The sequence below is a fragment of the Labilithrix sp. genome, from assembly GCA_019637155.1.
Lineage (GTDB): Bacteria > Myxococcota_A > Polyangia > Polyangiales > Polyangiaceae > Labilithrix.
Window position 1 is genome coordinate 1 of record JAHBWE010000012.1, and the last position, 24,377, is coordinate 24,377.

Consider the following 24,377-nt stretch of genomic DNA (forward strand, 5'->3'; position numbering starts at 1 on the left):
CTCGCACGCCGCCGCGACCGCGCGCGCGCTCGGCCTCACCCCGCGCCGCGTGACCGACGCGCCCGCCGCGGTCGCGGAGCTCCTCGAGCGCGGCAAGATCGTCGCGGCGTGCACCGGCCGCTTCGAGTGGGGCCCGCGCGCGCTCGGCCAGCGCTCGCTCCTCGCGCTGCCGCGAGACGTCTCCGTGCGCGAGCGCCTGAACCGCGTCATCAAGCGACGCGAGCCCTTTCGCCCCTTCGCTCCCGCGGTCCTCGACACGCGCGCGAGCGAGTGGTTCGACGGCGCGCCGAACGACATGACGCCGTTCATGACGACGGTGTGCCCTGTCCGCGACCCCGAGGCCCTCGCCGCGGTGACGCACGTCGACGGCACCGCGCGCGTCCAGACCGTGACCGCCGCGTCGGCGCCGTTCCTCGACGCCGTGCTCCGCGAGGTCGGCCGCCGCACCGACGTGCCGGTCGTGCTCAACACGTCGCTCAACGGCGCGGGCGAGCCGATCGTCGCCGACGCGACCGACGCGCTGGCGTTCTTCACAGCGCACCCCGCCGATGCCATGCTGATCGGTGATCTCTTGTTCGAACGAGGATCGCCCGAGTGAAGATCGTCTCCCGCCTCCGCACCGTCGGCTCGCTCGTCGCGTACTTCATGCGGCGCGAGCGCTTCTTCCTCGCGCCGCTCCTCGTCATCCTCCTCCTCGCCTCGATCCTCCTCCTCCTCACGGGCGGCCTCAGCTACGTCGCGCCCTTCGTCTACGGGCTCTTCTGATGCGACGAGCGCTCATGCTCACGCTGATGGTCGTCGCCGCACCCGCGTTCGCCGAAGAAGGGGTGCGCCACACGGTGAAGGCGGGCGACACCTGCGCCGGCATCGCGCAGCGCTACTACGGCGACGCGCGTCTCGTCGACGTGCTGCACAAGGCGAACCCCGCCATCGGCGCGCTGCCTCCGCCGCACACCTTGAAGGAAGGCACCGTCATCCTCGTCCCGCCGAAGCCCACCTCGAACGAGGCGCCGGACGCGCGGCTCACCACGGTCCGGAACCGCGTCGACGTCCTGACGCCGGAGACGCGCCCGGGCAAACCGAAAGACCCGCTCTTCCGCGGCAACCGCGTCTCCACCGAGGCCTCCTCCTCCGCCGACGTGACGTTCCGCGACGAGTCGCAAGTGAAGCTCGGCGAGCGCACGCTCGTCGTCATCCTCGGCGACGTCCGCTCCGCCGCGCGCACGGCGTCGAAGGAAGAGGCCACGACCGCCTCCACCTCCCTCGTCACCGGCCACCTCCGCGCGTTCCTCTCGCCGAAGAGCAAGGCGCCGATCGCGGTAGAGACCCCGGCCGCGGCGGTGAGGGTCCGCGAGGGCGAAGCGCAGGTCGGCTCCGACGACAAGAAGGCCGCGCGCCTCGCGGTCTACGCCGGCCGCTCCTCCATCTCCGCGCAGGGCACGACGCGCGACGTGGTGCCGGGGTTCGGCTCGAAGGCGGAGCTCGGCAAGGCGCCCACGGTGCCGAAGCCGCTCCCGCCCGCGCCGGTGTGGACGAAGGCTCCGCAGCGCGTCCTCCTCGCGCGCGCGTCTTCGACGCCCTCGATCATCGGCGAGTACGACGAGCCCGCGGACGCGAAGCAACACCCGACCGAGTGGCACGTGCAGGTCGGCAAGGACGACCTCTTCCGCGAGCTCGTCGTCGACGAGAAGGTCCCCGTCGCGACGAAGCGCTTCGAAGGCAAGACGCCGGGACCGGGCCGGTACTGGATCCGCGTGAGCGCGATCGACGACGACTTCGAGGGCCCGTTCAGCGCCGTCCTTCGCGTGCTCGTCGTCCGCCCCACCATCACGCAGGAGGACGCCGAGCATCGCCGCGTCGAGGTGGAGCCCGCGAACGCGCCGTGCATGCGCGTCGGCAACGTCCGCCTCACGTGGGTCAGGGCGCCGATCGTCGCGGAGACGCTGGAGCCGATCTGGCTCCGCTGCGCCCCGGCCGAGACGGACCCCACGATGTTCCTCGACGTCGATCGCCTCGACGATTTTCCGTCTCCGCAATAGCCGAACACCGTCGCGCCGGCGCGACACCCCCGCCCGCCACCTCGGATTTTCCGCGCCGGCGGCCGCTCCCCGACCGTCGCGCGGACGCGACGTGTCTCCGGGGACGCGTTTGAAGGCCAAAAGATCGTGGAATAGGGTTTGTCATGACGGCGATGATGTCAGGGACGGTGAAGGAAGCAGGCACGACTCCACGCTTCGCGCGCAGCGCCGCGACGACGAGCACGCGCCTCGTGTTCCACGTCGTGCGCGAAGCGGGCATCGAGGTCTCGCGCACGTTCGTCGCGCCGGGCGACGTGATCCGCATCGGCGCGAACGAGACGAACGACGTCGTCCTCGCGGACCCGACCGTGTCGCGCTTCCACGCCCGCATCGAGCGCACCCCGCGCTCGTGGCGCCTCGTCGATCAGGAGTCGATGAACGGCACGCGCGTCGACGGAGTGACGATGCGCGACGGCGATCTGCCGCTCCCACAGTGCAAGCTGGAGCTCGGCGACTCCCTCATCGTCGTCGGCGAGGAGGACGCCGCCGTCCCGACCAAGATCGAGACCCTCGATCAGGCGAGCTTCGGCGATCTCTACGGCTCCTCCCTCCCGATGCGCCGCCTCTTCGCGATGCTCGACCGCGTCTGCGCGAGCGAAGCGAACGTGCTCATCGAGGGCGCGAGCGGCACGGGCAAGGAGCTCGTCGCGACGGAGATCGTGCGCCGCGGTCCGCGCCGCAAGGGCCCGTTCGTCATCGTCGACTGCAGCGCGATCGCGCCGAGTGTCCTCGAGAGCGAGCTCTTCGGCCACGTGCGGGGCGCCTTCACCGGCGCCGAGCGTGACCGCGTCGGCGCCTTCGAGGCGGCGCAGCACGGCACGATCTTCCTCGACGAGATCGGCGAGCTCCCGCTCGACATGCAGCCGAAGCTCCTCCGCGCGCTCGAGGCCGGCGAGATCCGCCGCGTCGGCGAGACGCGCACGCGCAAGATCGACGTCCGCGTCGTCGCGGCGACGAACCGCTGCCTCGAGCGCGAGGTGAACCACGCGCGCTTCCGCGAGGACCTCTATTTCCGCCTCTCGGTCGTCACGCTCCGCGTCCCCCCGCTCCGCGAGCGCCTCGACGACCTCGAGCTCCTCGTCGCCGCGATCCTCGAGAGCCTCGACGCCGCCGAGCGCATGCCCCTCTTCACGCCCGCCCTCTTCGCCGACATGCGCCGCTACGACTGGCCCGGCAACGTGCGCGAGCTCCGCAACTTCGTCGAGCGCACGATCGTGATGGGCGGCCTCCGCCAGGACGCGCCCCCCGCCGCCGCGGCGGCGCCGGCGGGCGACCCCACGATCGACCTCGAGAAGAGCTTCCGCGACGGCAAGGAGGACGTCATCGTCGACTACGAGCGCCGCTACCTCCGCGAGCTCCTCGAATGGGCCGGCGGCAACGTAACGAAGGCCGCCCGCAAAGCCCGCATCGACCGCATGAGCCTCTACCGCCTGATGCAACGCCACCAGACGACCCCGGAGCGCGAGCCGAAGGAGTAAGCTGGCTCTGTGCGCGGTGCGCGGCTCGTCCCTGGAATCTACGACGAGCTGATCGACCGCGCGCTCGATGGTGAGCTCGCCCGCCTCCCGGCGACTCGGACACCGTTCTCCGCCGAGGTCGGTCACGACGACGCCGCTACGGCGGTCGCGCTCGCACGAATCGTCCATGATCGTCTACTCGCCACGCTCCGCTCGCTCCCGGATCGCGAGGACTCGTCGCGCGTCGAGCAACAAGTCCGGCTGACGAACGAGCTCCTCCTGTGCCTCGCGACCGCCACCGGCGACGAGACGACGGATCAGGTCCTCGTGCCTGCGCGGAAGCTCCTCGCGATCGTGGAAGCGACCGCTGCAGGCCTGGCCGAGCCACACCCACCGGAGCGCCCGGAGATCCCGCTCGGTACGAGCGACCTCCTCGTGAACGCGCATCGCGACGTGCGGATCGGCACCGAGCTCGTGCGCGAGCTCGCGTCGGCCGACCAGGTCGACATGCTCTGCTCGTTCCTCAAACACAGCGGCGTACGCGTGATCGAGGACGCGGTGCGAGACTTCCTCGCCCGTCGGCCGGGCGGACTGCGTATCTTGACGACCGCGTACATGGGCGCGACCGATCGGCGCGCGCTCGACGCGCTCGTCTCGATGGGGGCGCGGCTCAAGGTCTCGTACGACACCGACCGCACGCGCCTCCACGCGAAGGCGTGGCTCTTTCACCGTGAGAGCGGGTTCACGACCGGCTTCGTAGGCTCCTCGAACCTCTCTCACGCCGCGATGCTCGATGGCCTCGAGTGGAACGTGCGTCTCTCGCGCGTCGATAACGAGCCGATCCTGCGCCGCTTCGAGCAAGTCTTCGAGCACTACTGGACGACCAACGCTACGTTCGAGGAGTACCTGCCGGAGCGCTGGGACGCCGTCGTCGATCGTCAGACCGACGACCGGGCGCGCCTCCTCCTCGCGATTCACGTCGAGCCGAAGCCACATCAAGCGGAGGTGCTCGAGCGCGTCGCCGCCGAGCGCGAACGCGGCCACACACGCAACTTGATCGTCGCCGCGACAGGCACCGGCAAGACGTTCATCTCTGCGTTCGACTACCGCCGGCTCCGCGACGAGCTCGGCGGCAAGGCGAGCCTCCTCTTCGTCGCGCACCGGCACGAGCTCCTCGAGCAGAGCCTGACCGTCTTTCGCGTCGTCCTGCAGAAGGCGAGCTTCGGAGCGCGCCTCGGCAACGGCGAGACGCCGCGGCGCGACGAGCACGTGTTCGCGAACATCCAGTCACTTCACCGCGAGAGGCTCGAGGCGCTCGCGCCCGACGCGTACGACGTCGTCATCGTCGACGAGTTCCACCACGCCGCGAGCGACACATACGACGCGCTCCTTCGCCACCTTCGACCGAAGTACCTCATCGGGCTGACCGCGACCCCGGAGCGAAACGACGGCCGGAGCGTGCTGCACTGGTTCGACGGTCGGATCGCGGCGGAGCTGCGACTCTGGAGGGCGCTCGACCAGGGGCTGCTCTCGCCCTTCCAGTACTTCGCCACGAGCGACAACACCGACCTCCGCGGACTCCGATGGACCTCCACCGGTTACGACCCTTCGGAGCTGCGAAACCTCTACACCGCAAACGACCTTTGGATCCGGCGCGTGTTGCAGGAGGTGCATCGCCGGGTGACCGATCCAATGCAGATGCGCGCGCTGGGATTCTGCGTCGACATCGAGCATGCGAGGTTTTGTGCTCGTCGCTTCGGCGAAGCAGGGCTCGCATCCATGGTGCTGTCGCGCCACAGCACCACGTCGGAGCGCGCGGAGGCGCTCGCGAGGCTGCAGGCCGGCGAGCTGCGCTGCATCTTCAGCGTCGACCTCCTCAACGAAGGCGTGGACGTTCCCGATGTCGACACCGTCCTCTTCCTTCGCCCGACCGAGAGCGCCACCGTCTTTCTCCAGCAGCTGGGGCGCGGACTGCGCCTGACACGCGACAAGGACTGCCTCACCGTCCTCGACTTCGTCGGGACCGCGCACCGTCGCTTCCGGTTCGACGCTCGGTTCCGAGCGCTCGTCGGCGGCACGCGGCAACAGATCGTGAGGCAGATCGAGCGCGGGTTCCCCAACCTTCCCGCCGGCTGCTCCATTCAGCTCGATCGCGTCGCCGCGGACACCATCCTCACGAACATCCGCGAGTCGGTCGGGCGCGGAGATGACGGGCTCGTCGAAGACCTGCAAGCGCTCGGCGACGTGTCGCTCGCGACCTTTCTCCAGGAGACCGGGCTCGAGCTCGAGGACGTCTACGTGCGAGCCGGTCGCTCCTTCTCACGTCTGCGCCGCCGCGCGAAGCTCGACGCCACACCGGAGACCGAGGGGCTCCTCGCCATCGAGCGGAGGTTCGCGCGACTCCTTCACATCGACGATCCCGACCGACTGCACGCCCTCCACCTCGAACGCGCGGCGAATGCCAGCGACGCCGTCGCGCGCATGCTCTTCGTCGCGCTCGGTTGGACGAAGCGCTCGCTGGACGAGATGGCGAGCGCGTGGGACGAGCTGCGCGCGTTTCCCTCCGTGATGAAAGAGCTCACCGAGCTGTTCGCGCTCCTCGACGACCGTCGCGGTTCCACGCATCCGCTGGAAGGTCGGCTCGCCGCCCTGCCCCTGCGCGTCCACGCGACGTACGGGCTCGATGAGGTCATGGCCGCGATCGGCGAGCGAACGAAAACCGGATCGGTGCGGCGCTTGCGTGAGGGCATCTTCCACTCGAAGAACCATCGCGCCGATCTCCTCTTCGTGACGCTCGAGAAGAGCGAAGCCGAATACTCACCGAGCACGATGTACCGTGACTTCGTCATGGCGCCGCAACGCTTTCATTGGGAGTCGCAGAGCGGCATCCACGCCGACACCGAAACGGGCCGCCGCTACATCGAGCATGTGCGGCGCGATCAGGCGATCCTGCTCTTCCTCCGGCAGCGTCGCGAGACCCGTCCCGGCGTCACCGCGCCGTACGCCTTCCTCGGCCCTTGCCGGTACGTAAAACACGAAGGCGCGAGGCCGATGGCGATCGAGTGGCACCTCGAACGGCCGATGCCGGCGTGGCTCTACCAGGAGACGAAGCTGGCGGCCGGTTGAGATCACCCCCGGATCCGCGTGGGGGCGTGCTCGTGGCTCGGAGGAAAGGTGTGCTTGTCTGAAATGCGTGGGTTTCGCGCGTGATCCGTGAGGCACGCCGCTCGCTCATCGTCGTCGCATGGTCAAGGCGCTCCTTGCATGCTGCACGATTCTCGTGACGACGACCGCGGTGGGGTGTGCGGAGCCGCCGGCGGAGGAGGAGGAGATGTCCGAGACGACCTCGCACATCTCGAGCGACGAGATCTGCACGATCGCCGCCGTCGCGAGCGGCGCGGCGGTCGGGGCCGCCGTGTCGCTCTCGTACACCACCGGCGCTTGCGGCGTCGCGATGGCGGTCACCGTCGCGGGCGAGGCGGCGTGCCTCGCGCCCGCAGCCGGCGCGGCCGCGTCGTGGGTCGCTGCGCTCGGGGCCGGCGCCGTCATGTGGCTCACCTGCAGGAGCGCGACGGGCGCCGCGACGACGAGCGAGGTCCACGCTTCCGAGTCCGCGCAGACCGGCACCGGAACCAAGACGCGGACGTGCAACGAGGCCGACCTCGCCGACGGCTGCGACTGCGACGAGCTCGATCGCCGCTACTCGCTGCAGAAGACGCTCTGCGCCGAGGGCGGGCGCTGCGACTTCAGCATGGACTGCTCGGCGGTGGAGCGAGTGATGAAGGTCGCGCGCAACTGCATCAACGCGCGGCGCGACGTGCAGCGCTGCTACCGCGTGCCCGACTTCGACGGGCACCAGACGCAGATCAACAACCAGTGCCAGCGCTTCCAGAACTGCAACAGCGTCGCCGTGAGCTGCGCGGACTACGCGACGTTCCCGCAGCTCCCGTCGCCCTGCGCGTTCTGAGGCCGGCGCCCGCTCCCGCTCAGCGCGGGGTGCGGAGCTTGAGGCGGTCGATGTTGTTGCCGTTCTTCGTGAACGTGACCTGGTACGTGAAGCCGGTGCCCTGCTCGCCGATGAGGGCGGACCAGTGGAGGAAGAACTTCCAGAGGCGGTACCAGCGCTCGCCGTAGGCCTTGATGACCTCGGTGCGGTTCGCGACCCAGAGGTCGCACCACGCGCGGAGCGTCTTCACGTAGTGCGTGCTCATGTTCTCGACGTCCGCCGTCTCGAAGCCCGCGTTCTCCGCCGCGCGCAGCATGCTCGAGAGCGGGAGGCTCGCGTCGGCGCCGGGGAAGATGTAGCGGTTCATGAAGAGGCCCCAGATGAGGTCCTCCGGCTTGAGCGTCACCGCGCTGAGCGGGTTCTGCGGGTTGTAGAGGTTGCGGATGCCCGTCCACTGGAGGACGAAGATGCCGTCGTCCTTGAGGAGCGCGTGCACCTTCTCGAAGTACTGATCGAGGTTCTTGATGCCGACGTGCTCGACCATCTCGAGCGAGACGATCTTGTCGAACTGCCCCTTCACCTCGCGGTAGTCGCAGACCTCGACCTTCGCGTTGTCCTTCACGCCGTAGTCGGCGATGCGCTGCGTGCCGAACGCGACCTGCTCCTCGGCGAGGCAGACGCCGAGCGTGTTCGCGCCGGTCTGCTTCGCCGCGCGCGCGACGAACGTGCCCCAGCCGCAGCCGATGTCGAGGAGCGTCTCGCCCTTCTTGAGGTGGAGCTTCTCGCAGCAGCGATCGATCTTCTTGTACTGCGCCTGCTCGAGGTTCTCGGGCGAGAGGACGTTCTCGTCGCCCCACCAGCCGGCGGTGTAGACCATCGACTCGCCGAGGAACCAGCCGAAGAAGTCGTTCCCGCGGTTGTAGTGCTCGCCGACGATGCGCTTGTCCTGCGAGCGCGAGTGGATGAGCACCTCGGGGATGAAGTTCGTGACCGCCCACTTCACGTGCGAGTCCGTGAGGCGGAAGCTCATCGTGTCGTGGCGGCTCTCGAAGAACGCGTCCCACTTCTCGTTCTCGATGTCGAGCCGACCGTCGATGTACGCCTCGTAGACGTCGGACATCGGGACCTTCTTGCCCGACCAGCGGTCTGCGAGGTTCCGATCCGAAAAGGTCACGTACTCGGCGATCGTCTTGCTCATGGCGACGCCTTGTAGTCGAGGGAACGGGCTCAGTCGAGCGCCGAGCGCTGCTTCTTCCGGGGGTCGAGCGGGTCGCGCAAATCCCCGGGATGACACGCTGTAACCTTCCCTTCGCACACGACGTCGACGCGCTCGTCGTCGGGGATGGAATCCGCCTCGCTCGGCGTCGGCTGCCGCTCGTTGCCCTCACATGTGCAAACCGTATAGGCCCCGTTCTTCTCGTATCGGCTCGCGTTCACGTGCCCGCACGCCACGAGGAGGACCGCCAGCACCGTCATCGTCGGAATTCGACCCATTTACGTCCGACCCCCGGCTAAGGTCCCGCTTGGGTCGATGCGAAGCTCCGCGTGGCTCCTCGGGATCGCCTGCCTCGCCGCCCCCGCGGTCGCGGAGGCGGAGGAGGCTCAGAAAACCTGCAGCGCCGAGCGCCAGTGCACCCCCGCGCTCTTCGAATGGACGCCCTGGATCGCCGGCGGCGTCGCGTTCGGGATCGGCGAACGAGCGGCGGCGGCAGCGGGGTTCGGCCTCGAGCTGACGAGCGGGATCGTCACGTGGAAGGGTCCCCCACTCGTCGCCGACGCGGGCTGGACACCCCTCCGCGGCGACAGCGGCTATCGCGCCGAGCTCCGCGCCGGCCCCTGGGTCTACGCGGAGACGCGCGGACGCGAGGGCGCGGTGGCAGAGGGCGGGCTCACGCTCCACGTCGGCTCGACCCACGACTACCTCGACAAGGTGACGGAGCTCCTCCCGGCCGGGATGTTCGACCTCCGCGCCGGCGGCGGCTACGGCGCGTTCCCCGCCGGCCGCGCGGCGCACTACGCGCTCGCGCTGGGGTGGGGCTACCGCGTCGCGCCCGATCGAACGACCTCCGTCGACTGCGGCGCGCCACGGCCCGAGCCGCGGACGCTCCTCGACGCCACCGTCGTCCGCCTCGTCACGACCGCGCGCCACGCGCCGGCGATCGACGCGTGGGAGATCGCGCTCTCGATCGAGATCAGTCCGACCGTCGTCTTCTTGAAGCAGCGGGCCGGCGCGACCCAGCTCCTCCCGGAGGACTGAGCGATGCGAGCCGCGTGGCTCCTCGGCGTCTCGCTGCTCGCGGTCTCCGCGCCCGCGAACGCGCAGGAGATCGAGCTGAGCGGCCCGCTCCACGCGTGCGTCGCGTCGCTCAATCGCTACTGCCAACCCGCGACGCTGGAGTGGGCGCCATGGGTGAGCGGCGCGATCGGCTTCGGCGATCGCACCCTCCTCGGGGCCGGCGTCGGGCTCGAGCTGACGGCGGGCGTGCTCGAGTGGTCCGCCTTTCCGCTCGCGGCGGGCGCGACGAAGACGACGCGGTACCGCGCGGAGCTCCGCGTCGGACCTTGGGGCTACGCGGAGACGCGCGGCGGCGACGGCGCGATCGCGGAGGCAGGGGTGACGGCGCACTTCGGCACGAACGACGACGACCTGATGCGGCTCGTCGAGATCGTCCCCGCGGGCATGTTCGATCTCCGCCTCGGCGGCGGGTACGGCGCGTTCCCCGCCGGCCGCGCGGCGCACGCCGCCGTCGCGCTCGGCTGGGGTCTTCGCGTCGCGCCGGACCGCACGTGGTTCGGCGGCGCGTGCGACGAGATGCCGAAGCCGAAGACGCTCATCGACGCGACGCTCGTGCGCCTCGTCGCGACCGGACGCCATGCGCCGGAGATCGACGCGTGGGAGCTCGCGCTCGCGCTCGAGATCAGCCCCACCGCCGGGTTCCTCCTCGATCGCGTGAAGGAGAAACTCGAGCATCACTCTCGCGCGCCCTCTCGTCCGCCCTCTCTCGCGCGCGGGCGATGAGGTACGATCGACCCGTGCATCGCGCTTCTTCGTTCTTCTTCGTCGGTGTGTTGGTCCTTGGCGCGTGCGGTGACGACGAGCCGGAGGAGGTCGACGTCGGCACCGGCGGCACGACACGCACCGTCGCGTGCAACGGCAAGACGTGCCGCGCGGACGAGTATTGCTGCGGGAGCGACGGCTGGGCCGACGCGACGTGCGCGCCCTCGTGCGAGGACAAGAACCCGATCTTCTGCGACGACGCCTCGGACTGTCAGCCCGGCAGCGATTGCTGCTTCATCCTCAAGGACGGCAACAGCATCGTGTCTTCGCAGTGCGCGACGACGTGCCCGATCCAGTCGGACCGCGGACAGCTCTGCAACACGCAGACGGGCGACTGCCTCGACGGCACGTGCACGCCGATGCCGATCGCCCCATCCGGCCTGTCGCAGTGCGTGAAGAACTAGGCACGCCTCCTGCTGTAGAGCAGGCATGGCGACCACACTTCGTCTCATTGCCGCGGGTTTCCTGATCGCGCCGAGTGCGCTCGTGCTCGGATGCCACAGCCCAGCGCCGTATCAAAAGGACGTGGGGCTCACCGAGGCGGTCGCGCCGCCGCGGAGCCCGGACCTCGGCCGCGGCGCGGCGCGGCTCGAGACGGAGCAGCGCTACCGTGTGTTCCTCGGCGAAGGGATCGGCAGCGTCTGCGCGGGGCCGGCGCCGTACTTCGACGTCGCGTCGCCGACGGCGAAGTCGCAGTCCACGCCGACGATGCAGATGCTCGCCAGCTGCATGATCGACGGACCGTTGAAGGGCAAATCGATCGTGCTCATCGGCCACACCGATCCGCGCGGCTCCGAGGAGTACAACATGAAGCTCGGGCACGAGCGCGCCGAGGAGGTGCGCCGCTACCTCATCGATCAGGGCATCGCCGCCGATCGCGTGACGACGCAGACGGCAGGCGAAGCCGCGGCGAGCGGAGACCCCGAGAAGTGGTCCACCGATCGCCGCGTGGAGGTCCAGCTGAACGAGAAGGCGAAGGTCGAGCCGCGACGCTGAGCGCCCGGCTCGATCGCTCGTTCTTCGTTCGCTCTTTACTCGCTCTCTATTCGCTATTCGCTCGTGCCGCGGACGTTCGCGCGCTGGCTCGTGAACTTGAACCCCGCCGAGAACGCGGCCGACTTGAGGCACGCGTCGAGCGGGACGCTCGCGTTGTTCTTGTCGCGGCAGCCGGTGACGCGGTTGCCCGTCTGCGTGAGCTTGTAGGGAGCGCCCGCGCCCGCGGCCGGCACGGTCGGGTCGGCCTTGTCCGGCTGGGTCGCGCCGAGGGCGGTGATGATGAAGACGCGGCAGCCGCCGACGATGACGTCGAGCATGGAGTTCGAGGTGGTGTAGCCCTGCGAGCAGCTCGTGCTGCCGGTCGTGAGCTGCTCCGGCACCGGGACCGCGGCGAGCGACGCGGCGCTGACGTTGCCGCAGACCTGACCGTTCGTGAGCGTCGCGAACGTCTTGAGGCTCGGGTCGAGGCCGACGCTCGCGGGGACGTTGCCCGGCGCGCTCGCGGCGCCGACGGTGGCCTTGAGCTTCGCGCCGGAGAGGCTGACGTCGGCCGGAGCGGCGCCGAGCGCGAGCGAGAAGGCGACGTTGCCCGAGGCGGCGAGCTGACCGCCGGAGACGGAGGCGTTCATCGAGACGAGCGGCGTGAGGTCGGCGTCGAGCGACGCCTCGCTCGCGGTGAAGAGCGCGTCGAGCCCGAGCGCGGTGCCGGAGGGCGCGCCCATGAAGCTCGAGAGCGAGAGGGAGCCGCTGCCGGCGCCGGTCGGATCCGCGAGCCCCGCCGCGCCGAGCATCACGTTGATGGTGCCGTCCGCGATCGCGCCGCCGAGCGCCTCGCCGATCTGGCCCTGCGCCACGCTCTTGATCGCGCCGCCGATCGCGTTCGAGGTACAGAAGCCGTCCGTCTGGAACATCATCGAGATGGTGTTGAGGCGGTGGGTCTGCTCGAACTGGCAGGTCGAGCTGCAGCCGTCGAGGTTCGAGCGGTTGCCGTCGTCGCACTGCTCGCCGGGATCGCGCGTGCCGTTCCCGCACGGATCGTTGGCGGCGGCTTGGTCCTGCGCGACGTCCTCGTCGGGCGCGGAGCACGCGACGAAGGAGAAGAGGATGCCGGTGGACGCCAGGGCGAGCTTGAGCGCGGTCTTCATGGGCCGCCGTGTACCCTGAAACTGTGAGGAAGCAAACGCCAGAGACCGACATTGTGCGCATCCATTGCGTCTCAATTCGCAAATTTTCATTTGCACCACGATCCCGAGTGTTTTCGCACCCCTGGTCACCAGGGCCCCGCGCCTGATGCGCGCGCGTAGGGGGACGCAGTCGCGCAACCGCCGCGAAACCGGCGCCGCCGACGCACGAGCGCGGCACCGCGCGGGGACACTCCGCCCTCGCGAAACCGGCGACGCGACGCGCGAGGGCGGGGACAAGGCGCGCCGTGCAGGGCACGACTCTGCCCTCCGAACCGGCGACGCAACGCGCGGGGGCGGGGACAAGGCGCACCGTGCGCCGCAATGCGCAGGCACCACTCCGCCCTCGCGGAACTGGCACCTCCGACGCGTGACGGAGGGGACAAGGCGCGCCACGCGAAACGTGGTGACGCGACGCGCGAGAATGGGACAAGGCGCCCGAGCGGGACACCACTCTGCCCTCGCGAACCGGCGCCGCCGAGGCGCGAGGCGCGTAGAGTGGGGACGCCGTTCACGCGCCCACATTTTCTCGCTTTACCCTGTTTATCTGTTTACCGAGGGAGGTGCGTGTCTTCTTCGGGAGCTTCGCGATCGTTCTCTTCTTCTTCGCGGCGTCGGCGGCCTTCTTGATGTTCTTCTTCGCGGCGGCGCGTTGCTTCGTGGATGCCATCCACACGGCGTAGATCGGGCGGTCGGTCTGCGCGACGCAGCATCGAGACGCTGTGCGCTCGCGCGCGGTCGGCGTGGGCGCACTCGACACGTGCGCGCGTCGCGTTCGTGAACGCGCGACGACGACATCGCCCGTTCGTCGGCGGATCGGCGTTGTGGAGAACGCATGCGCGACGGCGCGTCGATTGCTCTCGGCGGCGACCGAAAGAGAGGTCTGAATGAACAACCGTCGTGATGAGCAGTACGGACGCGAGCAGCTCGGCCGGCACAACACCGAGCTCGGAGACGAGCTGCGCGACCGTGACGAGCGCAGCTTCGGCCGCGACGACGAATCGCGCGGCATGAACATGCGCGGCGGCTGGACCCGCGGCGACGACTACCGCGGCGAAAGCACGCGCGGATCCATGGGCAGCCACGGCACCTACGGCCGCGAGGAGATGCGCGGCCGCGACGCACACGCGGAGATGCGCGGCCGCGACGCATACGGTGCATACGGCGACCGCGCGGAGATGCGAGGCCGCGACGCATACGGTGCATACGGCGGCCACACGGAGATGCGCGGCTTCGGCGGTACGTACGAAGGCATGCGCGGGTATCGCGACGACGAGCGCTTCGGGATGCGCGGCCGCGAAGGGTACGGCGAAGACTGGCGCGGCGCGGGCGGCTACGGCGAAGGCATGCGCAGCGGCGGCTGGCGCGGCTACGGCTACGACGAGCTCGTCGGAGGCGGCTGGCGCGGCTACGGCTACGACGAGCACGCCGGAGTGCGCGGCCGCGAAGGCTACGGCGGCGACTGGCGCGTCGAGGGCCTCGGCGGCAGCATGCGCGGCGGCGGGCTGACGAGCCACCGCGGCAAAGGGCCGAAAGGCTTCAAGCGCTCCGACGAGCGCATCCGCGAGATGGTCTGCGAGGCCCTCGCCGATCATCACGACATCGACGCGAGCGAGATCGAGGTCACGGTGAAAGACGGCGAGGTCACGCTCTCCGGAACCGTCGGCGAGCGTCATCTCAAGCGCGTCGCCGAGGACGTCGTCGACGAGGTCAGCGGCGTCGTCGAGGTGCAGAACCAGATCCGCGTCCGCCGCGAGCAGCAGCAAACGAGCGGGACCGCGACCACGGGCGGCAACGGACGCAACGCACCCCAGGCCCAGCAGACACGCTCGCACTGACCGCCCCGAGCCGATGCGCCACGGTCGGGGCCCTCACGCCCCGTCGTGGCGCGGGCTCGACCGCGCGATCGGCCGCGAATCGAGGCGGAACGCTCGTTGCTGCCGCGATCGCTCGAGGAGCTCCAGATGAACAGCCGCCGGGATGAGCAGTACGAGCGCCAGCAATTCGGTCGTCACAACGCCGAGCTCCAGGACGAGCTCGACCGCGACCGCGGACGCCGCGGACAAGACGAGTGGCGAAGCGACGCACGCCGCGGCATCGAGGACGGCTGGCGCGGCCGCACGGCCTACAGCCCGCCGATGGTCCCGCCCGTCGTGCCGCGGCAGTACCCGAACGAAGGGCTCTCGAGCGACTTCTCGATCGAAGGGACGCGGAGCTTCGTGCGCGACGAACGGCGCGCGAGCCACCGCGGCAAGGGACCGAAGGGCTTCAAGCGCTCCGACGAGCGCATCCGCGAGCTCGTCTCGGAGGCGCTCGCCGATCATCACGACATCGACGCGAGCGACGTCGAGGTCACGGTGACGGACGGCGAGGTCACGCTCGCCGGCACCGTCGATCACCGCGACGTGAAGCGCCTCGCGGAGAACGTCGTCGACGCCGTCGCCGGCGTCATCGACGTCCACAACAAGCTGACCGTGAAGCGCTGACCCAGCTCAGTCGCCGTACATCGCGCGGATGCCGGCGAGGTCGCCGTCGCTCAGGCCTTGGCGCTGCTCGACGAACTGCGTGCCGTCGAGCGCCACGATCGTGTCCTTGCCGTTCGAGCTGAACGCCCTCGGGCCGTAGTGCATGATCGACTGGAAGTCGTAGGGTCCGATGTCCGCGCCGACGACGAGCGAGTGCTTCTCGAAGTTGAAGCGGTTCTCGGGCTGGATGTTCTCCCACATGATCTTCACCCACTCGTCGCGGTCGTGCCGCGTCTGCTCGTGGAAGAGACCCATCGCGTGGCCGATCTCGTGGATCGTCGCGCCGGTGGGGCAGTTGCCGGTGAAGGTCGTCTTGCCGATCGTGCTCACCGTCACCGCGAGCGCGTCGCGCGTGCCGACCGTGTGCTCGAGCGTCCTCACGAACGGAGCGCCGCCGTCGGGGTGGTCCTCCATCAGGTTGTAGAAGACGACGAAGCCGTTTCGCCCGACTTCCACCTTGTGCACGTTCTCCGGCGTCTTGCCCGCCGCGAGGGTGTACGTCGTGTCGGAGTCGTTCTTCGCGAGGTCGAGCGCGTCGCCGGTGCTGAACGTGCCGTCCTTGTAATAGGCGTAGGCGACGTTCTGCTGGTCGATCGCGAAGCCCGCGACGTCGGAGGGGACCTTGCCGGCCGCGAGCGCGTACGGCTTCGGGAGCGCGTACGCCGAGAAGTCCTCCGGCGTGCCTTCGCTGACCGTGCTGTCGTCGAAGTACGCGAAGAGGTGACCGCGCTGGTCGATCGCGACGTCGATGAGCGCCGCGAGCGCCTTGCCCGGCGGCATGATGAAGCGGAAGTGGGACGACGCCGAGTCGGTGCGCGTCAGCGAGCCCGCCGTCGCGTAGCCGCGCTTGTAGAACCAGAAGACGCGGTCGCTCGTGCCGGTGCGGTCGATGCCGACCGCCGCGACGGACGAGGGCGCCTCGCCGGTGTTGAGGTTCACGAACTGGCGATTGCCCTGATGGCCGATCATCGACGAGCAGCCGCCGCCGGAGCGGAAGTGCAGGTAGTCGCGCTCCTTCGTGCGCGGCACGAAGCGGATCTTCGTCTTCGCTTCCCAGTGCGCGATCGCGTCGGTGACGCGGTTGCTGGACGGGAGCGACGCGTCGATGACGTAGGGGACGATGCCGCCCGGCCACGCGCGGCCGAGCGACGTCGCGCTCGTGATCTGATCGGGGATCACGATGTCGCCCTCGGCGAGCCGGATGTCGCCGACCTCCATGTACTTGAAGCTGATCGGATCGCCCTTCGTCGTCGGGATCGTCACCTCGCCGCCGGGGCCGGTCGGGGTCTTCGGGAGATCGAGGTCGTTCGGCGCGCCGACGTCGACGTCGTCCGCGGGGGAGCTCTCGTCGCGGGCGGCCTCGGCCGGCGTGTTCTTGGAGGCGGTGTCGGAGGCGGCGAGCGCGCACGCGCCGAGGACGACGGCGAGCGAGATCGGCGCGAGACCCACCGAGAGGACACGGCGCATCGTCTTGTTGTCGAGGAGCGTCATGGGATGGGTTCTCAGAACTTGGCGTGAAGGACGGGGTAGAGCTCGGTGTAGTGGGCGGCTTCACCGGAGCCGAGCTTGATCGTGGGCATCTCGAAGCGGGCGCAGGTGCGTGTCATCTTGGCGTTGATCGAGGAGCGGGTGCGGACGACGGACTCGTCGGCGCAGACGCCGGCGGTGCCGTCGGCGAACTGCGACCACTCCTCGCCGAAGGTGGCGGAGAGCGGACCGGCCGCGAAGGGGCCGTCGACGCAGGCGGAGGTGAGGACCGGATCGGAGCCCGCGAGCTCGAAGTCGATCTTGGTCTTGCGGGTCGTGTCGGTGGAGAAGGTGTACACGCCGGGCGCGTTCTCCTTCGGCGCGACCGTCACGAGCCGGATGTCCATCGCGAAGGCGTAGGCCCACGGGCTGCAGTCCTTGCCCGACGGAAGATCGACGCACTGGCGCGTGCGATAGAAGACGCGCGCGAGCGAGGGCCTGAAGCCGCCGTTGACGCCGAAGAGCGTCTTCGCCTCGGCGGGGGTGAGCGCGGTGCCGGCGCAGCTCGCCGGGTCGAACGGGTCGTAGCCGAGCGGATCGGTGCAGGCCGAGTCCCACGTGCCCTCGCCGTCGGGATCGCAGTGGGCCGGGAGGACGCCGAGCTTGCGGAGCGAGACCACGAAGCTCGCGCGCGGGGCGCCGTAGACCTCGCGGAAGACGACGTAGTACTTCCCGGTCTTCGGGAGGTAGCGGCCGCTGATGATCGAGCTCGTGTCGGTCACGCGCGCGTCGTTGTTCACCGCGAGCGTGTTGAACTGCTCGTCGGTGAACCACAGGATCGGGTCCGTCGCGTCGGTCGCCGCCGCGGTGATCTGGATCTGATCGCCGCGCTCGCCGTTGAACCAGAACGCGCGAAACTTCGGGGCGGGGGTGAGCTCGACCTCCTTCGCCTCGCCGTACTTGATCTCGCCGAGGATCTCCTCCGGCGCGAGCTCGCGGAGCGCCTCCTCCGACGCGCCGACGACGTCGGGCTCGCGCGCGGTCGCGCACGCAGCCGCCGCGATCGCGAGGCAAACGAGAGCCGTCAGGGAGAGCTTCACGGAGTCCCCTCGCAGACGTGGACCGGGCTCGCGGCCGTGCGCGGCTTCGGCTCGCCGACCTCGAAGTCGTCGTTGTTGCTGCCGGTGTCGATGCAGCCGTCGCCCTTGCGATAGAGGGCGGTCTTGAACGTCGGCGGGTCCGCGGTGGTGGGGCCTTCGTGGTCGGTCGTGACGCCGTAGCCGACGACGTCGAGCACGCGCGCGTTGCCGACGCAGGTGCCCGCGTCCGCGCTGCCGCAACCCATCTTCTGCGCCTGCGCGTCGCCGCTGTCTTCGACGAGCGTCTTCACGAGCGCGACCTTCCCGTTGACGGGGAGGATGCTCACGGAGAGTCCGGCGGCGTCGGGGCGGACATCGAGACCGGCCTGGCCCGCGATGAAGCCGACGAGGTAGTAGCCGCCCGGCGGGATGACCGCGTCCTGCGGGAGGTGCCCGGCGAGGCCGAACTCGGAGATCGGACCGGCGTAGTGGATCGAGAGGCCCTGCAGCGGTATCGGCTCCCTCGTGCGATTGAACAGCTCGACGTAGGCGCGGTTCATCGGCGCTCCCCGCGTGCCGGCGCCGCCGTAGATCTGGCTGATGACCAGGCCCGACCCCACCGTCGACGTCGTCTCGCCGAGCGCGCTCTCGGAGCGCGTCGGACCTGCCTCGTCCTTCGACTTCGGCGTACATGCCTGGGTGGCCGCCGCGACGAGCGCCGCGCCGAGCACCACGGCAACCCCACAGCGACCCACCTTATCCGACATCAACCGCACCTTCATGGTCTGCGGTATGAACGCCTCGTCGTCAAACCGAAAAACCATGTCGAAACGGAAACCTTCCGTTTCCCGCGCGGCAATGGGCTGGATCATTCGCGTCTCTCTTCCACGTGGGGGGAAGAAGGGAACTGGCACATCTCATTGCATACGCGCCCGCCCCAGCGGCGCTGCGCCTGCGGCTCCACTGCAGCAAAATAAAACACGCTCGAGCTATGTAGTATTGCGCGACGGGCTACCCGAGCGCGGCCGTAGACTTCCTGCCGATGGGCTCGTCGGCGAAAACCGGAGTCGCGTTGGGCACTTTGACCCTCGCGATCGAAGCGCTGGCCGTGCTGCCAGGCCGGATCGCGATCGCTCGGCACCAAGCGCAGCTCGGCTACTCCGCGCTCGAGGTGACGATCGCGGGAACGCTGCGTGACGTCTCCGATCTCGCACGGCCCGTCGGCGTCCTGATGCTGCTCGTCCTCGCAGGAGCCCTGTTCGTCCGCCACGCGCGTGCGATGAGGGTCCTCCTCCCTGCCCTCGCCGTCCTGGCTGTCCTCGTCTGGTTCACATCCGCGGCCGCGGCCGAGTTCAAGGTGCAGCGCGGCGTCGACGCGACCTGGTTCGACGTGCAGATCGCGACCCACGCCTCGACGCCGGGCGGCACCTTCATCGGCTTCCTCAAGTGCCGCCGCCACTACGTGCCAGCCCTCCTCATATCGAGCGCCGTCGCCGCCCTCGTGCTCGTCGCGCGGAGGCGTGCGCGCTCGTGGCCGATGGAAAACCAGCTCGCGGTGCTCGGCGGCTTCGCGGGCGCGACGACGCTCGGGTGGCTCCTCGCGCTGGCCCCGCTCGATCCGCACGTCCGCGTCTTCCGGACGGTGAGCGATCGCCACATCGTCGGCGAGCCGTTCGTGAACCTGTTCTCGAGCTTCGGCCGCTCGCAAGAGAACGTGCGCCTCGGCATGCGCGGCCTCATCGAGACGACGACGTTCGCCCCTGCCCCCGAGGGCGCCGCGATCGTCGGCCTGCCCGCCGCGGCGGGATCGATCCGCTGCAGCAGTCATCCCTTCGCGCGATCGTTCGTCGAGGACGGAGCAGAGCCGCCGCGCGAAGGCGCGAACGGACATCGCCCGCTCGCGCCCGAGGCGGCGCGCGTGCTCCGGCTCCTCGACCGGATCTCGGCGGAGCTCTACGAGGGACGCGCGCTCCCGATCGACGTCTGGCAGGTGATGCTCGAGAGCTTCCGCGGCGACGACGTCCACGCGCTCGAGCCGACCGCCCCGCGCGACGTCGCGCCGTTCATGAACGGCCTCTACGAAGCGGCCGCGCGCGGCGACGGCACCGTGATCGCCGTGCGAAACATGTGGCAAGCGGGCGCGCGCACGTCGCAGGGCCTCTCCGCGTACCTGTGCGGGCTCGGCACGATGCCGTACGGCCTCTCGGTCGCGCGCGACTTCGGCTCGATCCCGCTGCGCTGTCTCCCCGACCTGCTCGCCGACGCGAAGCTCGAAGGCTCCTTCTGGTACGGCGGCAACCCGAGCTTCGACGACATGGATCCGTTCCTTCGTCGTCACGGCATCGCGGAGGTCACCGGCGCGATGCAGCTCCCTCGCGACGCGCCGATCGGCCAGGAGGGCGTGACCGATCGCGCGGTGTACGCGCACGCGGCGGACCGCGTCCTCGCCTCCGCGCCGGAGCACGCGCGCTACACGCTCGTGATGTCGGCCTCGAACCACATCCCGTACATGCGGCCCGACGACGTGACGCCCGAGGTCGAGGCGCGCGCGGCGGCGCTGCGCAGCTCACCGAGCTTCATCGGCTCGAACGACGACGCCGCGCGCGTCCGCACGTTCGCGTACGCCGACCACGCGCTCGGCGAGCTCGTCGACCGTCTGCGGCCGCGCCACGACCGCACCATCTTCGTGCTCGGCGCGGACCACTCGACCGGCGATCCTTTCACCTGGCGCAACCCGAGCCGCAACGTCGAGGCCGCGCACGCGCGCATCCCCTTCGCCATCCTGCTCCCGGAGCCGCTCGTCGCGAACGCGGCGCGCCCCGACGCGCTCCGCGCCCTCGTGCGCGAGCTCGACGCCGCGCTCGACGGCCACGCATGGTCGCAGAACGACGTGCCGCTCTTCGTGCTCACGCTCCTCTCTCACGCGCCGGGCATGCGCGCACTCCCGCCCGAGCGCCGCTGGCACACGCTCGGCGGCGAGCGCACGAGCCCGTACTGGCGCGCGCCGGCGGACGCGCACGCGATCGGCATCGACGCGGTCGCGAACTTCTACGGCGTCGACGACGACGCGCGCTCGCTCCTGCCGGCGGAGAAGGCGAGCTTCGTCCGCGACGCGAGCGAGATCACGACGAGCTGCCCCTCGCTCCGCCCGGTCGCCGCGGCGCTCTCGACGTTCCTCCGCGGCCACGTCGCTCGCTGCAACGACCGCGACGCGATCCAGGCCGAGCGCTGACCCGCGTCATCGCGCGCCGGTGCGTGTCATCGACGTCCGCGCGCGAGGTCGCTCTTGGCTTCGCGCGCCCCTTGCGCCGCGAGCGCGTCGGCGCGTTCGTTGCCGGCGTTGCCGTTGTGGCCCTTGAGCCATTGCCAGCGGAGCTTGAGGCCCTTCTCGACGACGAGCGCGGCGATGCGGCGGACGTCGGCGACGACGACGGGGTCGACCTTCGCGAAGTCGTTGTGGCGCCAGACGTCGAGCTTCTTGGTCATGTTCTCGACGAGCGACATGTTGTCGGAGAACACGAGCGCGCTCGCGCCGTCCGGCAGCGCGGCGAGCGCCTCCGCGACGGCGCGATACTCCATCGCCTTCGCGAGCGTGCCGATCGCCTTGCCCCACCCCTCGCGCGGCTCCCCGCCATCCGGCGCGCGGACGTGGAATCCCCAGCCCCCGGGCCCGCCTTCACCGGCCTTCGCCGAGCCGTCCGTATAAACGAAATACTCCCGGCCGCTCACGCCTCGAGCGTAGCCGTCTTTTCAGGATTACGGGGTAGCGCGGCGGCCGGCGCGTGCCAGGCTGGCGCCGCCGTGCGGTATTCGCTCTTTGCTCTCCTTACTCCTTTCGCTCTCTTCGCTCTCGTCGGCTGCGTCGCAGACGCGAGCGAGCCCGCGAGCGACGCGCAGGAGATCATCGGCGGCCAGCTCGCGCGCGACTACCCCGAGGCGGTGCTGGTCGACAGCGATCGCGGGGCGTGCTCGGGGACCGTCATCGCGCCGCGCGTCGTGCTCACCGCCGGCCACTGCGTGACGAGCGCGACGCGGTGGACGGTGACGGCGCCGTACGCGGGCGGCCAGCGCGCGCGGAGCACGAAGGCGTGGACGAAGTACACGGGCGCGGGCGTGATCAACCCGCGCGCGATCGACGTCGCGGCGCTCACGCTCGATTCCCCGATCGAGCTCGACGTGTACCCCACCATCGCGACGGAGATGGCGCGCCCGAACACGAAGGTCCGCAACGTCGGCCGCGTCCGAAACGGCGTCGTCTCGAACACCGCCCTCTTCATCGGCCGCGAGGTCACGCTCGAACGAGGCGTGCTCTACGGCTACCCGAACAGCTACGTCGCAGACCAGGTCGCCGAAAACGGCGACTCGGGCGGCCCGGTCTACGAGAAGCGCCCCGGCACGCGAAAGATCGTCGCGGTCAACTCCGGCGGCGCGAACGGCATCGAGGTCCTCGGCCGCGTAGACTTGGTCGCCAGCGACATCGCCCGCATCCTCCGCGAAGCCGAGCCCGAGCCGCGTTCCACGGGCCAGCAGCGCAACGCCGGTCCGTAGGATCGCTCGGGACGAACGCTAAAGCGCCTCCGCGTCGAGGACGGCGCCGGCCTGCCCCTCCGGGCCATCGTTGCTCCCCGGCGCTCCACCAGTGCCGCCAGCCCCGGCCGCGCCGTGGGTGATCGAGCTCTCCGTCGCCGCGTCGAGCGTCGGACGCGCGCCTTGATAGAGCACGCCCGCGACGATTCCGCCCGCGCCACCGCCTCCAGCGCTCCCGTCACCACCTTTGCCGCCGCGCCCGCCAACGCACCCTGCCGCCCCTCCACTATTCCCACCAGCCCCCCCCAGCTTTCCGCCTCCGCCTGCTCCGCCCGTCCCGCCGTCTCCGCTCGTCGCAGCCGACAGCGTCGAGTCCAACAATTGAAGCTGACTCGCACGGGAAGCGAGAGCAATGCTCGCACCGCCACCGCCACCGCCACTGCCAGGACCTCCGCCGCAACCGCCACACCCGCCACCGCCACCGCCGACGTTGTCATTGCCTGCGGCCCCTCCTCCTCCCTGTCCGACGGCACCGAAGCCGATCCCCTCAAGGCCAACGGCTGGCAGCCATCCGTCGGCTTCGAACGTTCCAAGCTTGGTCAGCTTTGGCGCTGGCGCCGCCGCCGAAGCACCGTTGCCGTCCTTGCCGTCATGGGACGGTAAGCAGCTATCTCCCCCAGCCGACGCGCCTCCAGCACCTCCACCCAGCGGAGGCGTACCGGGAGAGCCGACACTCCCCGCGGCGCCGCCGCCACCGCCGCGTGACTTCCCCGTACTGCCGAGGCATGTGCATTCCTTCGGACTGCCACCAGAGGTCGTGACCCCGACATAGCCATCGAGAACGAGCGGACCATTCTCGCCACCGCCTACGCGTGCAACAGTGACAAGCTCACCCGCCACTCCCCCAGCTCCGTCCTGCCCCCGCTTCCCCGCTCCGGCCGCAAGCTTCGCTCGCACGAAGCTCACCTGAGATGCATTGACGAAAACCGCAATGCTCGATGCGCCATCCGCAACTGCATCTTTCGCCGTCAGCTCAACATCCGAGACAACCAATCGCGTAGCCACGTTGTCGACGTGGAGCGCATATCCCGGGTTCGTCGGGGCGATGCGGGTTGGCGTTACTTCGTAGCTCCAGGTTCCGCACGAGAAACCGCCGTAGATGCTCACTCCGGTGGTGAGCTTCACGTTTTCCTCGAACGGGGCGGCGTTGCAGGCGTAGACCCGACGCTTCCCGGCGCCCGCGGCTCGCGTGACGGCCGTGTTCAGCGACTTCAGTGGCTTCTCTTTCGTCCCCGCGTCCGGCGTATCGGTGCCCGTCGCTGCGTTCACGAACACGGCGAAGGAGTCGACGATGCACGCGACCGCTTCCACCGAACGTGCGTCTGCACTTTCGTCACATCCTGGCGGAGGCAAGACTGCACCGTCGGCATCATGCATCCCAGAAGTGTCGACAATAACGTCGTTGACGCAAACGGAATCAACGCACCGAAGGCCCGCATTACAGGTGCCGTTCGGATAGCAGGCAGCATGACGTTCGCCGGCGCGGGCATCTTCCTCGTCAGCCCCGCACGCGAGCCACACCGCCGCGAGCAACGCACACCCCACGTAGCTTCCAAGTCTGAATCGTGCTCGCATCGAGCTTCGAGACTACTGTAAGGACGTGACGACGTCGCCCCACGTATCGGCCGGTCGGACGCTCACTGCGATCCTTGCCCCGACGACGAATATCTAGAGTGCCTCCGCGTCGAGAATGGCGCCAGTCTGCCCCGTCGGCCCATTGTTGGTTCCCGGCGCTCCCCCCGTGCCGCCGGCCCCAGCCTCGCCGTGGAAGATCGAGCTCTCCGTTGCCGCGTCGAGCGTTGGACGCATGCCTTGATAGAGCACGCCCGCGACGATGCCGCCCGCACCGCCGCCGCCAGCGCTCCCGTCACCGCCACGACCGCCGGTTCCTCCGCTGCATGCGCTACCGCCCCCGCCGTTGCCCCCCGGTCCGCCATCGACTCCAGCGCCTCCCGCGCCGCCGTCACCGCCCCTACCGCCACCACCCGCGGATATTTTTGACG

The 24,377-nt window shown here is 69.7% G+C and carries 23 protein-coding genes; 14 read left to right on the forward strand and 9 right to left on the reverse strand.

Annotation, left to right across the window (positions count from 1 at the left end; all coding sequences use genetic code 11):
- The 6 genes from KF837_24835 to KF837_24860 all read left to right on the forward strand — a co-directional run.
- Positions 1 to 598, forward strand: a 598-nt coding sequence (locus KF837_24835) for a hypothetical protein (protein ID MBX3230567.1), incomplete at its 5' end; no start/stop codon positions are given.
- Entirely contained in the window at positions 595 to 765 is a 171-nt protein-coding gene (locus tag KF837_24840) for a hypothetical protein (protein ID MBX3230568.1), read from the forward strand. The genes KF837_24835 and KF837_24840, both read left to right, overlap by 4 nt.
- The gene (locus KF837_24845) at positions 765 to 2,039 is read left to right on the forward strand and encodes a FecR domain-containing protein (GenBank protein ID MBX3230569.1); all 1,275 of its coding nucleotides are present in this window, start codon (positions 765 to 767) and stop codon (positions 2,037 to 2,039) included. The genes KF837_24840 and KF837_24845 overlap by 1 nt, the downstream gene beginning before the upstream one ends.
- A 143-nt stretch (positions 2,040 to 2,182) precedes the next feature.
- The gene (locus KF837_24850) at positions 2,183 to 3,556 is read left to right on the forward strand and encodes a sigma 54-interacting transcriptional regulator (GenBank protein MBX3230570.1); all 1,374 of its coding nucleotides are present in this window, start codon (positions 2,183 to 2,185) and stop codon (positions 3,554 to 3,556) included.
- 9 nt (positions 3,557 to 3,565) lie between these two features.
- The gene (locus KF837_24855) at positions 3,566 to 6,661 is read left to right on the forward strand and encodes a DUF3427 domain-containing protein (protein ID MBX3230571.1); all 3,096 of its coding nucleotides are present in this window, start codon (positions 3,566 to 3,568) and stop codon (positions 6,659 to 6,661) included.
- A gap of 118 nt (positions 6,662 to 6,779) precedes the next feature.
- Positions 6,780 to 7,502, forward strand: a complete 723-nt coding sequence (locus KF837_24860) for a hypothetical protein (GenBank protein ID MBX3230572.1) — start codon at positions 6,780 to 6,782, stop codon at positions 7,500 to 7,502.
- 19 nt (positions 7,503 to 7,521) lie between these two features.
- Here the strand turns inward: KF837_24860 and KF837_24865 are convergent, their stop codons facing one another.
- Positions 7,522 to 8,679 (reverse strand): class I SAM-dependent methyltransferase, encoded by a 1,158-nt coding sequence (locus tag KF837_24865; GenBank protein ID MBX3230573.1) that lies wholly within the window; start codon positions 8,677 to 8,679, stop codon positions 7,522 to 7,524.
- 29 nt (positions 8,680 to 8,708) lie between these two features.
- On the reverse strand, positions 8,709 to 8,957 hold the full coding sequence (locus KF837_24870) for a hypothetical protein (protein MBX3230574.1): 249 nt from the start codon (positions 8,955 to 8,957) through the stop codon (positions 8,709 to 8,711).
- A 55-nt stretch (positions 8,958 to 9,012) separates the two neighbouring features.
- Here KF837_24870 and KF837_24875 point away from each other — a divergent pair, with 55 nt between their 5' ends.
- The 4 genes from KF837_24875 to KF837_24890 all read left to right on the forward strand — a co-directional run bounded on the left by KF837_24875 (position 9,013) and on the right by KF837_24890 (position 11,535).
- The gene (locus KF837_24875; GenBank protein MBX3230575.1) at positions 9,013 to 9,738 is read left to right on the forward strand and encodes a hypothetical protein; all 726 of its coding nucleotides are present in this window, start codon (positions 9,013 to 9,015) and stop codon (positions 9,736 to 9,738) included.
- A 3-nt stretch (positions 9,739 to 9,741) separates the two neighbouring features.
- Positions 9,742 to 10,500, forward strand: a complete 759-nt coding sequence (locus KF837_24880; protein ID MBX3230576.1) for a hypothetical protein — start codon at positions 9,742 to 9,744, stop codon at positions 10,498 to 10,500.
- 14 nt (positions 10,501 to 10,514) lie between these two features.
- Positions 10,515 to 10,943 (forward strand): hypothetical protein, encoded by a 429-nt coding sequence (locus tag KF837_24885; protein ID MBX3230577.1) that lies wholly within the window; start codon positions 10,515 to 10,517, stop codon positions 10,941 to 10,943.
- Positions 10,944 to 11,064: 121 nt separating this feature from the next.
- Positions 11,065 to 11,535: an OmpA family protein gene (locus KF837_24890; GenBank protein MBX3230578.1), complete on the forward strand. Its 471-nt coding sequence runs from the start codon at positions 11,065 to 11,067 to the stop codon at positions 11,533 to 11,535.
- Between the two features lie 53 nt (positions 11,536 to 11,588).
- Here KF837_24890 and KF837_24895 read toward each other — a convergent pair whose 3' ends face one another.
- Both KF837_24895 and KF837_24900 read right to left on the reverse strand, forming a co-directional pair.
- Positions 11,589 to 13,241 (reverse strand): hypothetical protein, encoded by a 1,653-nt coding sequence (locus tag KF837_24895; GenBank protein MBX3230579.1) that lies wholly within the window; start codon positions 13,239 to 13,241, stop codon positions 11,589 to 11,591.
- Positions 13,228 to 13,386 carry a hypothetical protein gene (locus tag KF837_24900; protein ID MBX3230580.1) on the reverse strand — a complete coding sequence of 53 codons (159 nt, stop codon included), beginning with the start codon at positions 13,384 to 13,386 and terminating at the stop codon, positions 13,228 to 13,230. The genes KF837_24895 and KF837_24900 overlap by 14 nt, the downstream gene beginning before the upstream one ends.
- A 217-nt stretch (positions 13,387 to 13,603) precedes the next feature.
- Here KF837_24900 and KF837_24905 point away from each other — a divergent pair, with 217 nt between their 5' ends.
- Complete coding sequence (locus KF837_24905) at positions 13,604 to 14,554, forward strand: BON domain-containing protein (protein ID MBX3230581.1); 951 nt, start codon at positions 13,604 to 13,606, stop codon at positions 14,552 to 14,554.
- A 96-nt stretch (positions 14,555 to 14,650) separates the two neighbouring features.
- On the forward strand, positions 14,651 to 15,202 hold the full coding sequence (locus KF837_24910) for a BON domain-containing protein (GenBank protein ID MBX3230582.1): 552 nt from the start codon (positions 14,651 to 14,653) through the stop codon (positions 15,200 to 15,202).
- Between the two features lie 6 nt (positions 15,203 to 15,208).
- Here the strand turns inward: KF837_24910 and KF837_24915 are convergent, their stop codons facing one another.
- The 3 genes from KF837_24915 to KF837_24925 are packed head-to-tail and all read right to left on the reverse strand — an operon-like array spanning position 15,209 to position 18,521.
- The gene (locus KF837_24915; GenBank protein ID MBX3230583.1) at positions 15,209 to 16,732 is read right to left on the reverse strand and encodes a hypothetical protein; all 1,524 of its coding nucleotides are present in this window, start codon (positions 16,730 to 16,732) and stop codon (positions 15,209 to 15,211) included.
- An 11-nt stretch (positions 16,733 to 16,743) separates the two neighbouring features.
- Positions 16,744 to 17,808 (reverse strand): hypothetical protein, encoded by a 1,065-nt coding sequence (locus KF837_24920; protein MBX3230584.1) that lies wholly within the window; start codon positions 17,806 to 17,808, stop codon positions 16,744 to 16,746.
- Entirely contained in the window at positions 17,805 to 18,521 is a 717-nt protein-coding gene (locus KF837_24925) for a lamin tail domain-containing protein (GenBank protein ID MBX3230585.1), read from the reverse strand. Before KF837_24925 ends, KF837_24920 begins: the two co-directional genes overlap by 4 nt.
- Before the next feature lie 338 nt (positions 18,522 to 18,859).
- Between KF837_24925 and KF837_24930 the strand changes: the two genes are divergently transcribed.
- Positions 18,860 to 21,019 (forward strand): sulfatase-like hydrolase/transferase, encoded by a 2,160-nt coding sequence (locus KF837_24930; GenBank protein ID MBX3230586.1) that lies wholly within the window; start codon positions 18,860 to 18,862, stop codon positions 21,017 to 21,019.
- A 26-nt stretch (positions 21,020 to 21,045) separates the two neighbouring features.
- Here KF837_24930 and KF837_24935 read toward each other — a convergent pair whose 3' ends face one another.
- Positions 21,046 to 21,516: a hypothetical protein gene (locus KF837_24935; GenBank protein MBX3230587.1), complete on the reverse strand. Its 471-nt coding sequence runs from the start codon at positions 21,514 to 21,516 to the stop codon at positions 21,046 to 21,048.
- Between the two features lie 72 nt (positions 21,517 to 21,588).
- On the opposite strand from KF837_24935, the gene KF837_24940 reads away from it, so the two are divergent.
- A complete protein-coding gene (locus tag KF837_24940) occupies positions 21,589 to 22,335 on the forward strand; it encodes a trypsin-like serine protease (protein MBX3230588.1) in 747 nt (248 codons plus the stop codon).
- An 18-nt stretch (positions 22,336 to 22,353) separates the two neighbouring features.
- Here the strand turns inward: KF837_24940 and KF837_24945 are convergent, their stop codons facing one another.
- The gene (locus tag KF837_24945; protein ID MBX3230589.1) at positions 22,354 to 23,685 is read right to left on the reverse strand and encodes a hypothetical protein; all 1,332 of its coding nucleotides are present in this window, start codon (positions 23,683 to 23,685) and stop codon (positions 22,354 to 22,356) included.
- Positions 23,686 to 24,377 lie beyond the last annotated feature (692 nt).

Bases quoted from the DNA above. Each gene is read 5' to 3' on its own strand.
- KF837_24895 (MBX3230579.1), bottom strand. From the start codon at position 13,241: ATGTGGGCGCGTGAACGGCGTCCCCACTCTACGCGCCTCGCGCCTCGG.
- KF837_24845 (MBX3230569.1), top strand. From the start codon at position 765: ATGCGACGAGCGCTCATGCTCACGCTGATGGTCGTCGCCGCACCCGCG.
- KF837_24850 (MBX3230570.1), top strand. From the start codon at position 2,183: ATGACGGCGATGATGTCAGGGACGGTGAAGGAAGCAGGCACGACTCCA.
- KF837_24880 (MBX3230576.1), top strand. From the start codon at position 9,742: ATGCGAGCCGCGTGGCTCCTCGGCGTCTCGCTGCTCGCGGTCTCCGCG.
- KF837_24870 (MBX3230574.1), bottom strand. From the start codon at position 8,957: ATGACGGTGCTGGCGGTCCTCCTCGTGGCGTGCGGGCACGTGAACGCG.
- KF837_24905 (MBX3230581.1), top strand. From the start codon at position 13,604: ATGAACAACCGTCGTGATGAGCAGTACGGACGCGAGCAGCTCGGCCGG.
- KF837_24900 (MBX3230580.1), bottom strand. From the start codon at position 13,386: ATGGCATCCACGAAGCAACGCGCCGCCGCGAAGAAGAACATCAAGAAG.
- KF837_24875 (MBX3230575.1), top strand. From the start codon at position 9,013: ATGCGAAGCTCCGCGTGGCTCCTCGGGATCGCCTGCCTCGCCGCCCCC.
- KF837_24865 (MBX3230573.1), bottom strand. From the start codon at position 8,679: ATGAGCAAGACGATCGCCGAGTACGTGACCTTTTCGGATCGGAACCTC.
- KF837_24915 (MBX3230583.1), bottom strand. From the start codon at position 16,732: ATGACGCTCCTCGACAACAAGACGATGCGCCGTGTCCTCTCGGTGGGT.
- KF837_24860 (MBX3230572.1), top strand. From the start codon at position 6,780: ATGGTCAAGGCGCTCCTTGCATGCTGCACGATTCTCGTGACGACGACC.